Source organism: Mucilaginibacter sp. AK015, from assembly GCF_014200785.1.
Lineage (GTDB): Bacteria > Bacteroidota > Bacteroidia > Sphingobacteriales > Sphingobacteriaceae > Mucilaginibacter.
Genome location: NZ_JACHCV010000002.1, coordinates 516,933 through 529,916, shown reverse-complemented (window position 1 = coordinate 529,916; position 12,984 = coordinate 516,933). Strand labels below are relative to the sequence as shown.

Below are 12,984 nucleotides of genomic sequence, written 5' to 3'. Positions count from 1 at the left end.
ATTTTAACCTGATATACATATGTCATCAGAAACAACAGAAGTTCACCACGACGAGCACGGTGAAGGAATGACCCGGAAAAAAATATGGAAAGTATTTGGCATTTTACTTGCCATAACGGTTGTTGAATTTATTATTGCATTGGTATTGGTGCCCAAGGGAATTATACCTTTGCATACAGCCAACCCCATATACATAGTGTTAACGCTGGCTAAAGCGTTTTACATTGTTGCGTACTTTATGCACTTAAAGTTCGAAAGAATCGGGTTAGCTCTATCTATCATAGTGCCTATATTGTTTATCATAGGCTTAATATTAGTGCTTACAAACGAAAGCCATTACTGGATAGACCTTAGGATGTAATGCGTAAAGGATACATCCTAAAAAAAATAATAATCCTGGTATTGATATTAGCTTTACCGGGATTTTTATATTATTTACTAACCGCGAAAGGTAAAAACAGGTATAAGCCGCTGCCTTTTTACGGGCCAAAAGTGGTAGCCAAAACAGGGCACAAGTTTCATGGTAAGTATATCCCTGATACCATTTACCACAAACTGAGCGATTTTAACCTGACAGACCAAAATGGCAAGCCGGTGTCTTTTAAAAACTTCGACAAAAAAATATTTGTTGCCAGCTTTTTTTATACCAATTGCCCGGATATTTGCAGCGCGGTAAATAAGAACATCAGCGAACTGGTATATGCGTACCGTAAAAACCGCATGGTTTATTTTACATCGATAACGGTAGACCCTGAACGCGATACGCCACCTGCACTAAAGAAGTATAGCTCGAGATACGAGACGACTAATAAATGGCTTTTTTTATCGGGCGATACTGCTACCACCTATAGCCTGGCCCGCAATGGCTTTTTGGTTAATGCCGTGCAAAAAAACGAGCACGACTTTATTTACAGCGACAAGCTCATACTCATAGATGCCGAAAAACGCATAAGAGGGTATTACGATGGTACATCTGCAGCCGATATCACTAAACTTAACGACGAGATAAAGGTACTGATAGCGGAAGAATTACGTAAAGTTGATAAACCGCTTTATTAAATAAAAGATTATGACACCAGGATAAAGTAACAGGGCATAAAATAATTTGCAAGTCCTTTTTCTTTTAGGCTTTCATAAATATATACAACAGAATGACAGATAAATTCATATTCCGATTTGTTGCCGGTATAACCGTTTTTGTTATAGCCGTGGTTATTGTGCTTAACCGCCATCTTATACCCGGTCCGGCTACTCCGCCCGCGTTCACTCCCTATTTGCCCTTGCTTAATGCCATACTTAATGGTACCTGCAGTATATTGCTGTTAACGTCGTTATATTTTATTAAACAGGGCAAAATTACCATACACAAGCGGCTGAACATCACTACCTTTTGCCTGTCGTCGTTGTTCCTGGTATCGTATATCCTGTTCCATTACCTGATGCGTAACGATACCGTTTATGGGGATATAGACGGCAACGGGCTGTTATCAGATGCGGAACGTGTGGCGGCCGGCAGTTCAAGAACCGTTTACCTGTATATACTTGTGCCGCATATTATACTTGCCGCCGGGGTTTTGCCGCTTATACTGTTAAGCTTTTACCGCGGATTGCAAATGCAGGTGCAAAAACATAAGAAATTGGTAAGATGGACGTTCCCTATATGGTTGTTTGTTACCTTATCGGGCGTTGTTGTATATTTGATGATCAGGCCTTACTACCACTTTAATTAACCAATCATGAAAAAGTTAAAATTTTTATACATCGCGTTAGTATTGGGCTTATTGGTATGCAGTGTTGTGCCGGTTAAGGCACAATGTGCCATGTGTGCTTCTAACGTCGAAACCAATTCTAAAAGCGGAGCCAAAACTACCAATGGTTTAAACAATGGCATAGTATATTTATTAGCTGCCCCTTATCTGGCTGTGGCTGTAGTAGCCTACATCTGGCTGAAAAAATACCGTCGTAAAAATGTTGAACTGAACATGCGAAGCGAGAAACTGCACCTGAATTGACACTATTGGTTGATGACAGGCAACCGCAACTAACCACAAACAGATACTTTGGATGATACGGCCCCAAACGCTTGACTTTTTAAAAGAGCTTGTTGAAAATAATAACAGGGAGTGGTTTCAGGAAAATAAAGACCGGTACGAAGATGCGCGTGCCAACGTAATTGAGCTTGCTGCAGATGTTATTAACAAGCTGCACAAAGTTGACCCCAGCGTTAGCGCCGACCTTGACCCCAAAAAGTGCGTAATGCGTATTTACCGCGATATACGCTTCAGCAAAAATAAAACGCCTTACAAGAATAACTTTGGCATAAGCCTGCCAACCCAGGGTTTAAAACCCGGCGGGGTTGAATATTACTTACATATACAACCAGGTAAATCTTTTATAGCCGGGGGCTATTGGATGCCCGAAGCCGATCATCTCAAAGCCATACGCCAGGAAATTGATTATAATGCCGAAGATCTGAAGAAGGTGATCGACGACAAAGAATTTATAAAGCTGTTTGGCGAGTTCAGGAAACAAGATCAGCTAAAGACAACCCCAAAAGGCTATGATGCCGATAACGAAAACATCGATCTGTTAAAATTAAAAAGTTTCGTAGCCTGGCACCCGCTCAAAGATAAGGAAGTAATGCGCGCCGGCGCCGCAACAGAAATTGTAGCTTTGTGCAGCAGGATATACCCTATGAATGTTTTTCTGAAAAACGCGATAGCTTGATACACTTAAATCTGATTGATCATGAAATTTAAACACCTACTGTTAGCCGCTCTGCTTATTTCTGCACTGCAATCGTGCGTAGTGATGTCGCCCAAAAAGCACAAGGCTTTATTAGCCGAGCGCGATTCGTTAGCTAACCGTACCACTGCATTAGAAGAGCAGGTTTCGCAACTGATAGCCGACACAGCACGCATACGCCAGGAACTTGCCACGCTAAAAGGAAATTATAAGGGCTTAAATGATAAGTATAATGCTCTTGATAAAAATTATAATGCCAGTTCGTCAAAAGTGAGCCAGTTATCTACCGACCTGCAAAAACGCGAAGCGCGCCTTAAAGAAGTTGAAGAGATTTTGCGCAAACGCGACGAGGCAACCAACGCGCTGAAAGATAAGTTGCAAAAGGCTTTGCTTGGTTTTCAGCAAAGCGGGCTTACTGTTGATATACGTAACGGCAAGGTGTATGTATCATTAACCGATAAATTGCTTTTCCCATCGGGCAGCATTGTGATCGACGAAAAGGGTAAACAGGCGCTGAAACAGCTTGCGGCTGTACTGAATAAAGAAGCCGATATCAATATTGCTGTTGAAGGCCATACCGATAACAAGAAGATAAAGAACCTTGGCCAGATCAAAGATAACTGGGATTTAAGCGTATTGCGGGCAACATCTGTAACCCGTTACCTTACCGAAAACGAAAATATCGACCCTAAAAGATTAACCGCTACCGGGAAAGGAGAATTTCAGCCGATTGATACCGGTAACTCCCCCGAAGCACTTTCAAAGAACAGGCGCATCGAGATCGTGTTGTCGCCAAAGCTGGACGAATTATACAACTTGATAAGTAAATAAAATAATCCATCTTTTTAATAGCATAATCCATTATATCAAATCCTCCACCTTATGGGGGATTTTTTTTATTCAGATTATTTTACATTACGGGTAAATTTTACAGTAAATAATTATAAGCTTTTATATATTCGTAAAACAGAAACTTTTAAAAGCGTATCAATTAGCAATGCCTGCAGAAAAGCCTACTTATATACAAATTCACCCGGCCGATAATGTGCTGGTGGCTTTAACCAGCCTTGCAGCGGGCACTCCGGTTAATTTCAACGGGCATAGCTTCGCCCTGTTCACGCCGGTTGAAGCAAAGCATAAATTTACTGTTGCCGCGCTTGAGCCCGAAGCGCCTGTTTATATGTATGGTGTACTGGTAGGTAAGGCTAACCAGCCTATACCGCAAGGCGCAGCCTTAACCGTAAATAACATCAGGCATGCCGCGGATGATTTTAAACTGGGCAGCCGTAAAACAGATTGGACAGTACCGGCCGCTGCGGATGCTTACCGCCAAAAAACTTTTATGGGTTTCCATCGTGCGGATGGCTCGGTGGGTACAGCAAACTACTGGCTGGTGATACCATTGGTTTTTTGCGAGAACAGGAACATCACCGTTTTAAAGGATGCACTGGCGGCGAAGCTTGGTTTTGCCAAACCGCGGGGATACGAAAGCGAAGTAGATGACCTGATAGCGATGTACCGGTCGGGTAAAACAGCGGCTGATATTTTACAGGCCGATCTGCAACCATCCCCCGTAGGGCAAACTGCAAAAAAGCTGTTTGAGAATATCGACGGGATAAAGTTTCTGAACCACGATATGGGCTGCGGTGGCACGCGTACGGATTCTGACGCTTTGTGCGGTTTATTAGCCGGATATATCACCCACCCCAATGTGGCGGGTGCAACCGTGCTCAGTTTGGGATGCCAGCATGCACAGGCAGGGATACTACAGGAAGAGATCAAAAAACGCGATCCCGGATTTAGTAAGCCGCTGATAATGCTCGAGCAGCAAAAAATGGGTACCGAAAGCAAATTACTTCATGAAGCGCTGAAGCAAACCTTTGCCGGGCTGATGGAAGCCAATAAGCAGTTGCGGCAACCCGCCCCGTTATCTAAACTGTGCATAGGATTAGAGTGCGGAGGCTCGGACGGGTTTTCTGGTATATCCGCAAACCCCGCGCTGGGGTATCTGTCTGATATTGTGGTAGGGTTGGGTGGCAGCGTTATCCTGTCAGAATTCCCCGAGCTTTGCGGCGTAGAACAAGAGATGAGCGATAGATGTGTTGATGAAGCGGAGGCGCTGAGGTTTATGCACCTGATGCGAACCTACAACGCCCGTGCCGAAGCCGATGGTTCGGGCTTTTATGCCAATCCATCGCCGGGCAACATCAGGGATGGCCTGATCACCGATGCTATAAAATCTGCCGGGGCTGCAAAAAAAGGCGGAACATCGCCGGTAACGGCCGTGCTTGATTATCCCGAAAAAGTAACCAGGCCCGGACTTAACCTGCTGTGTACGCCAGGTAGCGATGTAGAAAGCAGCACCGCCGAAGTAGCAGCGGGCGCCAATGTGGTTTTGTTTACAACAGGCCTGGGTACCCCTACGGGTAACCCCATTGCACCGGTTATTAAAGTGGCCACAAATTCAGCGGTGTTCAGCAAAATGCCCGACATTTTGGACATAAATTGCGGCACTATCATCGAAGGTGAAGAAACTATAGCCCAATCGGCCACACGCATGCTGGATTATGTGATAGAAGTGGCCAGCGGCCTAAAACAACCCAAAGCGGTAATTTTAGGGCAAGACGATTTCATCCCCTGGAAGAGAGGGGTTTCATTATAAAGCATTACAATGTTCAGCTTAAAAAATAAACACGCGGTGATAACAGGTGGCGGCAGCGGAATTGGTAGGGCCATTTCGGTGCTTTTTGCCCGGCAAGGTGCCACGGTACATATCATTGAACTCAATGAAGATGCCGCCACGCAAACCATCGGGGAAATACAATCCGGTGGCGGCAACGCCTTTAGTTATACTGCCGATATAAGCCTGCAAGAACAGGTACTGGCTGTATTTAACCGGATAGGGGTGGTTGACATCCTGGTAAATAATGCTGGTATAGCACACATAGGTAGCCTGGAAGGCACAACGGGTGCCGATCTTGACCGTGTATATAACGTGAATGTTAAAGGGGCTTACAACGCCTTGTATGCGGCTGTGCCTTTAATGAAAGCAAACGGCGGCGGTGTTATTCTTAATATGGCATCAATTGCGGCAACGGTGGGTATTACCGATAGGTTTGCCTATTCCATGAGCAAGGGCGCCATTATGGCCATGAGCCTTTCGGTAGCGCGAGATTATCTTGCAGATCATATCCGGTGTAATACCATTTCGCCGGCCAGGGTGCACACGCCGTTTGTTGATGGCTTTATATCGAAAAATTATGCGGGCCGCGAAGAGGAGATTTTTGAAAAGCTCTCAAAAAGCCAGCCCATTGGCCGTATGGGCAGGCCCGAAGAAGTTGCGGCACTGGCCCTTTACTTATGCAGCGACGAAGCAGGCTTTATAACAGGCTGCGATTACCCCATAGACGGGGGCTTTATAAAATTAAACAATTAATTATGGTGAATGGAGAATGGTTGAGTGGCGTGTGGTTAAATATTCCGAAATTTAAGTGCGGGAATGCTTTATCAATCACTGCTACCAACTTTCTTTTAACAGAGAACCATCAACTGTTCACCATTTAACCCTTTCACTACTCATTATTAAATAAATGAAACTGATACGATACGGCGCGGCAGGTAACGAAAAAACCGGTGTTATCATTAATGATGTAAAATACGACACATCGGCCTTTGACGAGGATTATAACGAAGCCTTTTTTGAGAACGACGGGCTAAACAGGCTACAGCAATTTATCGATGAAAACGAGGGAAAGCTTACAAAAATTGCCGATAGCGAGCGATTAGGGAGCCCGTTTGCACGCCCTTCAAAAATTGTTTGTATAGGTCTTAACTATAAAGATCATGCTGAGGAAACAAACGCGCCGCTGCCGAAGGAGCCTATCCTGTTCTTTAAGTCAACTACAGCCCTGGTAGGCCCCAATGACGATATTGTTATTCCTAAAAACTCCGTAAAAACCGATTGGGAAGTAGAATTGGCGGTGGTGATCGGCAAAAAGGCCACCTATATTGAAGAAAGCGAAGCGATGGATTATGTGGCGGGATATTGCCTGCATAACGACGTGTCTGAAAGGGAGTTTCAGTTAGAACGTAATGGCACCTGGGATAAGGGCAAAGGCTGCGATACCTTTGCGCCGGTAGGCCCGTTTTTAGCTACAACAGATGAGATCGAAGATGTGCACAACCTGCGCTTGTGGTTATCCCTTAACGGCAAAATTGTTCAGGACGGCAGCACATCAAACCTGATATTCAATATCCCTTATTTAGTGGCTTATATAAGTCAGTTCATGACCTTGTTGCCCGGCGATGTGATATCTACAGGTACACCTGCAGGGGTAGGTTTAGGTATGAAACCACCATTATATTTAAAGCCAGGCGATATAGTTGAACTTGGTATTGAAGGCCTTGGGGAAGCAAAACAAGTGCTCAAAGCCTATGCGAAAGATTGACAGTCACCAGCATTTTTGGACATTTGACGCCGAAAGGCACGCCTGGATAGATGATTCGATGCAGGCCATCCAAAAGGATTTTTTGCCCGGCCAACTACAACCCATATTGCAGCAAAACGGTATTGAGGGATGCATAACCGTGCAGGTAGAGCAAACCGAAGCTGAAAACGACCTTATGCTGAGCCTTGCGGAAAACAACAGTTTTATTAAGGGTATAGTTGGCTGGATAGAAATGGCGGCCGACAGGGTGGAAGAACGCCTGCAGTATTACAGCACAGTTAAGCTGATTAAAGGGTTTCGCCATATACTACAGGGTGAGGCCGATGACAAATTTATGCTGAACCCAAATTTTATGCGGGGCATTGGCTTACTAAATAAATACAATTTTAGTTACGATATATTGATAAAGCCAAATCAGTTGCCATATGCACTGCAATTCGCATCAACCTTCCCTGATCAGCGTTTTGTGATAGACCACCTGGCGAAACCGTACATCAAAGAAAAACGGATAACCGGCTGGAAAACGGATATGCAAGCGATAGCCGCTTTGCCAAACGTTTGCTGCAAAATATCGGGCATGGTAACCGAAGCTGATTGGCTTAACTGGCGACCCGACGATTTTACACCCTACCTGGAGGTGGTTTTCGAAGCATTTGGTGCGCAGCGCGTAATGTACGGTTCTGATTGGCCCGTATGTAATGTAGCTGGCGGTTATAATGGTGTACTAACGGTTATTGGCAACTACGTAAGTAGATTAAGCCAGGATGAACAACAAGCCTTTTGGGCTAAAAATGCTGAGGATTTTTATCGGCTTTAGCGGCGATGTTAAAGGGCCACTCTTTATTCGCCTTTGCTTTAACAAAGTAAACCACAATGCCCAAAGCTATTGCGCTTAGTCCGCCCAACACCATGTGAAAACCGGTGGATATCAGTATACCTATCCACATGATAATAGCCAGGAAAACGGGTATTGGAAATAGCGGCATTTTATAAGGGAAGCTGGTTTCGCTTTTCCGCCGCCGAAGCAGGAACAGCCCCCATGCCTGCGAAATAAACTGGATGACTATGCGCATGGCCAGTATAGCGCTGATTACATCGCTAAGCTTAAATAGCAGGCTAAAAATAAAAGCTACTCCACCTAAAAATAATAACGAAACATGCGGGAAGTTGCCAGTAGGGTGAAGTTTTGCAAATACCTTAAAGAAGGCGCCATCTGCAGCTGCTGCATACGGAATACGGCTATAGCCCAGCGTAGCCGAAAATACCGACGAAAAGGCCACAAGTAATATTAGGCAGGTAATAATTTTAGCCGCAGCATGCCCGGATAGTTGCTCCATAAACTCGCTGACTACAAAGCCGCTGTCTTTAGCCTGCTGCCACGGAATTACGCTCACCACACTTACGTTCATCAACATATATAAAACCGCAATGCCTGCAATAGATATAAACATACTTTTTGGTATGTTTTTAGCCGGGTCGATAATTTCGCCGCCCAAATGGCAAATATTGTAATAACCCAGGTAGCTGTAAACGCTTTTTACGCTGGCAAAACCAAGAGCAGCAACAAACGCGTAGTTAAGCGTAAGCCCGTCGTTGATATGCTTTATGGGTGATAAAAAGTTGCCATGTGCTAAACCGCCGCCAATTATCCATATCAGGGTTAACAAAACGCCTACCCACAACACCATACTTATTTTGCCTATAGATTCAATTTTGCGGTAAAGCAATACGACTATACAAATTACCACACTGCCGCTCATTATTTTAGCTTCTACGGCGGATAACGGCAGCAGGTATGAAAAGTACGAGGCGAACCCGATAGCTGCAGACGCTATTACCAGCGGCGCCTGTATCATGGTTTGCCATACGAATAAAAAACTCATTAATTTACCCATGCCGGTTTTACCGTAGGTTTCTTTCAGGAAATTATATGATCCGCCCGCCTTTGGGAAGGCTGCGCCAAGTTCGCTCCAAACCATCGCATCAATAAATGATAATATGGCCCCCGCCAGCCAGGCGTACAGAAACCATGGGCCATTCATCATTCCTATTACCATAGGTAATGTTATAAACGGCCCGATGCCTACCATGTCGGTCATGTTTATTGCAGTGGCATGAGCCAGTCCAAGGCGTCTTACCAGAGTATTTTCAGCCATTGTAGTTTTTAAATCAGCCCGAAAGCGGGCCAATGGTACAAAAATAACTTTAACCGGCAAGGGGCAAAATTTATTGGGTCAGCGGTTTGTAACGAGTTTTACCGGCGTAAATAATATTTACAATATACCCATTTACGGGTATGTTTTATGGCGACAAATAATATTACTATTGTTATACTAAATGCTTTATTATGAACAAGATATATTGGCCGGTAAAATACCTTTTGTTGCTTTGCTTGGTTGTGTTTTTTTGCGGTGCATGTAAAAAAAGCGACCCTGTTAAACCCGATCCTGACCCTAAGCCTGTAAAAAAGCCCACGGTAGACGAGGTGACCACCAGTGTGAACACGGCGCTTGCAGGTAAAGATACCCTGAGCCAGTTTGCCCTCGATTTTAAATCGGCGGGGCTTACACAAACCGAAGTAGAAAATGGTATAACGGTTTTCGCGCCCTCAAATAAAGCCTATACGTTAAAAACCACCGGTCGGAAGAAAATAACCGCCGTTACAGATGTTTACCTGCCCGATTCCTCGGTTGTAAGAGATTATATTGTGAGCGGGAAAATAGATATTGCCAAGATAACCAACGGAACTTCCTTAACGGCCATAAGCGGCAAAAAGCTGATACTAACAAAGGTGAACGACAAGTGGTATGTTAACGGTATATTTTTAAATATTACTGTATTATCAACTGGCGACAATACGGTTGTATTTAGCCTGGCAGGTCTGTTCAATACCAGTACTTTGCCGCATATTACCGGTGTATCGAGCACCAAGATCTTCCCGGGGTGGCTGCTGACCATTTATGGCGGTAATTTAGGGGCGGCCGTAAATAAAAATGTGGTGAAGATAGACAATATAACTGCTACAATACATACCGCAAACGCGGATTCTATCGAGATCACGGTTCCTCACGGGGTTACCGCCGGGGCATTAACAGTTACCACCCAGGGGCGTACCGTAACCATGGAGCAAACTTTAACCGTGCAAAAAGCTCACGTAACAACTGTTGCAGGCACAGGCGGCGGGCCGGTGCAAGGCATATCCATTGACGCGGCCGATAACATTTATTGGACAGATAATTTTTACAACGGCAATGTTCCGGCCGCGCGGCTTGTTAAGTATAGCGCAGGCCAAATATCTTACTATAAGCCTGTTTTCCCTAACCCTAACGGGGATGGTACCAATATTGCAGTTTTAAATACCAAAACGCTTTTGTGGGCTATCGGGCTTAATAGCCAAAACCAGGTTTACTTTGCAACCGAATCAAGCTCGGCTGAGGGTTACAGCGGCATATTCCGTTCGGCAACAGCTACGCCAACCACGGCCGAATGGTGGGCAGGTACGGGTACAAACTATACGGCAACCACCAGGGCCGATTTAAAAGTTTATACAAGCGTTATAAAATTTGATAAGCAGGATAACTTATACTTGCTTAACAGTGGCGGTAACCTGCAAAAAATAACGCCTGCAGGTAATGTAAGTATCGTTATCGGTAATGCGGAGTTTTTGTCGGCAGATCCGAATGTACAAAGGGTGTCATCTTATGGAATAGCGCTTTCGGGATCAAAAACATATGTATCAGACGCTACTAACGGCAGGATTTGGATAAAAGACAACAACGGCTTAAAGGTGCTTGCCGGGAATAATACACATGTTGCAAAAGATGGGGTGGGCACAGCCGCGCAGTTTGGCGCTCCGTTTGGTATTACACTGGACAATAAGGGTAACCTGTATGTTTGTGATAACGATTACGGAACATCCAACTTTATTATACGAATGATCAATCCGAGGGGAGAGGTTACCACTATTGCGGGGGGTGCCGGCGGAGGGGCTGATGTGGACGGTATAGGTACCGCAGCCGGATTTAACGGGGTAAATACTATTGCAATTGACAGTAAGGGCGCATTGTATGTAGGTACAGATGCAGGGACTATCCGCAAAATAACCTTTCAGTAAATAAAATTAAGCACGGCTTATACGCCCCTGCATTATTTGCAGGGGCTTTTGTGTTTAATAGCTTAGCTGGGGTTATCGCAGGATGCTTTTCTTTTTTGTAATGTTTTACATTCATTTTAAAGCCACTGTTGCAATCTCGCCCGGCTACACGTAATAGATGTAAAAATGCCATTACACTTGTTTTACGCAACTTTCTTTAACACTAATTAACAAATTATGAATTGATTATTCAGCAAATTAGCGGCATATCATACTACGTCAAATACCATATATGAATAAAACATCAACTCCAATCAATTTATTGCTCTTACTAATCATCGCGTCGCTTGGCGCCTGCGTAAAAGGGACAACCGTAACTGTAGAAAAGCCGGTGGTGGTAACTACTGACATAATCGTTGAAACAACCGGTACCAGCGCGTGGGGCGGCGGCTTTATAAGCAATGGGGCCACAAACATTACTGCTTACGGCGTTTGTTACAGTTCAACCAATTCCGAACCTACCGTTGCTGATGCTAAAACCGACAATAAAGTAGGCCTTTATTGGTTTAACAGTAATATGAAGGGGCTTACCCCAAATACAACTTACTATGCCAGGGCATATGCAACAAACTCGGCAGCTACGGCTTATGGTAACGTTGTTCAGTTTAAAACCGGCAGCGGCACAGGTACGCCTGCCGCCAATGTAAGTACCCTTGCCGGATCATCCAAAGGTAACGCCAACGGCCACGGTACGGCAGCCTTGTTTAACCATCCGTATGGCACCGCCACTGATGCCGCGGGCAACCTGTATGTTTCTGATTCTTATAATTGCTCCATCAGGAAAATAACACCTGAAGGCGAGGTTACTACTATAGCAGGTACCGGTGCCCTGGGTAATACCGACGGACCGGGAAACGTAGCCCAATTTTATGCGCCCGCCGGTTTAGCGGTAGATGCAACCGGCAATATCTTTGTAGCGGATATGGGCAATAACCTGATCCGCAAGATAACGCCATCGGGCATTGTAAGCACCTTTGCAGGCAGCGGTTCGGCCGGATATAATAACGGTACTGGTACGATAGCATCGTTCTCTCAACCGGCAGATATCGTGATAGATGGAAGCGGAAATTTATTTGTGGCAGATATGGGTAACAACCTGATAAGGCAAATTACCCCGGCAGGGGTAGTTACCACGGTAGCTGGAAACCGGTTTGCAGGAATTGCAAGCGGACAAGGTACAGCAGCATCGTTAAACAAGCCAAGCGGTATTGCAATGGATGCAGCAGGGAATTTATATGTTACCGAACCCATGAATAAAGCGATAAGAAAAATAAGTAAAGATTATATGGTAACCATCTTTACCGGGGGCTCCGACTCGTTATCGTTTGCTATTGGCAGGCCACAGGCTATTAAGACAGACGGCAGTAATAACTTATATATTGCAGATGCAAACGGGCGCATATTAAAAATAGCGGCCGACAAAACCTTTAGTGTACTTGCCGGTACCACGGGCACTACCGGTTCGGCAGATGGTGCTGGCGGCACGGCATCATTTAACGATCCAAGAGGCATTGCTGTTGATAACCAGGGCAACGTTTATGTTGCCGATTACAACAATAACCGGATAAGAAAAATAAAGTAAATATCGAGATAAAAGAAGGGCCGCTCTATTTAGAGCGGCCCTTCTTTTTAACAGGC

Annotated in this window: 13 protein-coding genes; 12 read left to right on the top strand and 1 reads right to left on the bottom strand. The window is 44.8% G+C overall.

The window, feature by feature from the left end; translation table 11 throughout:
- The first annotated feature begins 19 nt into the window (after positions 1-19).
- The 10 genes from HDC91_RS11700 (at position 20) to HDC91_RS11655 (ending at position 8,010) form a co-directional block, all read left to right on the top strand.
- Positions 20-361, top strand: coding sequence for a cytochrome C oxidase subunit IV family protein (locus HDC91_RS11700; RefSeq protein ID WP_162429648.1), 342 nt, complete (start codon positions 20-22; stop codon positions 359-361).
- Positions 362-402: 41 nt separating this feature from the next.
- On the top strand, positions 403-1,059 hold the full coding sequence (locus HDC91_RS11695; RefSeq protein WP_255476711.1) for an SCO family protein: 657 nt from the start codon (positions 403-405) through the stop codon (positions 1,057-1,059).
- A 92-nt stretch (positions 1,060-1,151) separates the two neighbouring features.
- Complete coding sequence (locus HDC91_RS11690; protein WP_183552292.1) at positions 1,152-1,730, top strand: DUF420 domain-containing protein; 579 nt, start codon at positions 1,152-1,154, stop codon at positions 1,728-1,730.
- A 6-nt stretch (positions 1,731-1,736) separates the two neighbouring features.
- Positions 1,737-2,012 (top strand): hypothetical protein, encoded by a 276-nt coding sequence (locus HDC91_RS11685; protein ID WP_162429645.1) that lies wholly within the window; start codon positions 1,737-1,739, stop codon positions 2,010-2,012.
- A gap of 52 nt (positions 2,013-2,064) precedes the next feature.
- Positions 2,065-2,727 carry a DUF2461 domain-containing protein gene (locus HDC91_RS11680; protein WP_183552289.1) on the top strand — a complete coding sequence of 221 codons (663 nt, stop codon included), beginning with the start codon at positions 2,065-2,067 and terminating at the stop codon, positions 2,725-2,727.
- Between the two features lie 21 nt (positions 2,728-2,748).
- Positions 2,749-3,576, top strand: coding sequence for an OmpA family protein (locus HDC91_RS11675; protein WP_162429643.1), 828 nt, complete (start codon positions 2,749-2,751; stop codon positions 3,574-3,576).
- Between the two features lie 166 nt (positions 3,577-3,742).
- Positions 3,743-5,407 carry a UxaA family hydrolase gene (locus HDC91_RS11670; RefSeq protein ID WP_183552286.1) on the top strand — a complete coding sequence of 555 codons (1,665 nt, stop codon included), beginning with the start codon at positions 3,743-3,745 and terminating at the stop codon, positions 5,405-5,407.
- A gap of 9 nt (positions 5,408-5,416) precedes the next feature.
- The gene (locus tag HDC91_RS11665; protein WP_183552283.1) at positions 5,417-6,181 is read left to right on the top strand and encodes an SDR family NAD(P)-dependent oxidoreductase; all 765 of its coding nucleotides are present in this window, start codon (positions 5,417-5,419) and stop codon (positions 6,179-6,181) included.
- A gap of 154 nt (positions 6,182-6,335) precedes the next feature.
- The gene (locus HDC91_RS11660; RefSeq protein ID WP_183552280.1) at positions 6,336-7,193 is read left to right on the top strand and encodes a fumarylacetoacetate hydrolase family protein; all 858 of its coding nucleotides are present in this window, start codon (positions 6,336-6,338) and stop codon (positions 7,191-7,193) included.
- Positions 7,180-8,010 carry an amidohydrolase gene (locus HDC91_RS11655; RefSeq protein ID WP_183552277.1) on the top strand — a complete coding sequence of 277 codons (831 nt, stop codon included), beginning with the start codon at positions 7,180-7,182 and terminating at the stop codon, positions 8,008-8,010. Before HDC91_RS11660 ends, HDC91_RS11655 begins: the two co-directional genes overlap by 14 nt.
- Here the strand turns inward: HDC91_RS11655 and HDC91_RS11650 are convergent.
- Positions 7,979-9,349 carry an APC family permease gene (locus HDC91_RS11650; protein WP_183552274.1) on the bottom strand — a complete coding sequence of 457 codons (1,371 nt, stop codon included), beginning with the start codon at positions 9,347-9,349 and terminating at the stop codon, positions 7,979-7,981. The genes HDC91_RS11655 and HDC91_RS11650 overlap by 32 nt on opposite strands.
- A gap of 191 nt (positions 9,350-9,540) precedes the next feature.
- Between HDC91_RS11650 and HDC91_RS11645 the strand changes: the two genes are divergently transcribed.
- Complete coding sequence (locus tag HDC91_RS11645) at positions 9,541-11,307, top strand: fasciclin domain-containing protein (RefSeq protein ID WP_183552271.1); 1,767 nt, start codon at positions 9,541-9,543, stop codon at positions 11,305-11,307.
- 271 nt (positions 11,308-11,578) lie between these two features.
- Positions 11,579-12,928, top strand: a complete 1,350-nt coding sequence (locus HDC91_RS11640; RefSeq protein ID WP_183552268.1) for an NHL repeat-containing protein — start codon at positions 11,579-11,581, stop codon at positions 12,926-12,928.
- Positions 12,929-12,984: the final 56 nt, after the last annotated feature.

Bases quoted from the DNA above. Each gene is read 5' to 3' on its own strand.
- HDC91_RS11700 (WP_162429648.1), top strand. From the start codon at position 20: ATGTCATCAGAAACAACAGAAGTTCACCACGACGAGCACGGTGAAGGA.
- HDC91_RS11690 (WP_183552292.1), top strand. From the start codon at position 1,152: ATGACAGATAAATTCATATTCCGATTTGTTGCCGGTATAACCGTTTTT.
- HDC91_RS11685 (WP_162429645.1), top strand. From the start codon at position 1,737: ATGAAAAAGTTAAAATTTTTATACATCGCGTTAGTATTGGGCTTATTG.
- HDC91_RS11680 (WP_183552289.1), top strand. From the start codon at position 2,065: ATGATACGGCCCCAAACGCTTGACTTTTTAAAAGAGCTTGTTGAAAAT.
- HDC91_RS11675 (WP_162429643.1), top strand. From the start codon at position 2,749: ATGAAATTTAAACACCTACTGTTAGCCGCTCTGCTTATTTCTGCACTG.
- HDC91_RS11670 (WP_183552286.1), top strand. From the start codon at position 3,743: ATGCCTGCAGAAAAGCCTACTTATATACAAATTCACCCGGCCGATAAT.
- HDC91_RS11665 (WP_183552283.1), top strand. From the start codon at position 5,417: ATGTTCAGCTTAAAAAATAAACACGCGGTGATAACAGGTGGCGGCAGC.
- HDC91_RS11660 (WP_183552280.1), top strand. From the start codon at position 6,336: ATGAAACTGATACGATACGGCGCGGCAGGTAACGAAAAAACCGGTGTT.
- HDC91_RS11655 (WP_183552277.1), top strand. From the start codon at position 7,180: ATGCGAAAGATTGACAGTCACCAGCATTTTTGGACATTTGACGCCGAA.
- HDC91_RS11650 (WP_183552274.1), bottom strand. From the start codon at position 9,349: ATGGCTGAAAATACTCTGGTAAGACGCCTTGGACTGGCTCATGCCACT.
- HDC91_RS11645 (WP_183552271.1), top strand. From the start codon at position 9,541: ATGAACAAGATATATTGGCCGGTAAAATACCTTTTGTTGCTTTGCTTG.
- HDC91_RS11640 (WP_183552268.1), top strand. From the start codon at position 11,579: ATGAATAAAACATCAACTCCAATCAATTTATTGCTCTTACTAATCATC.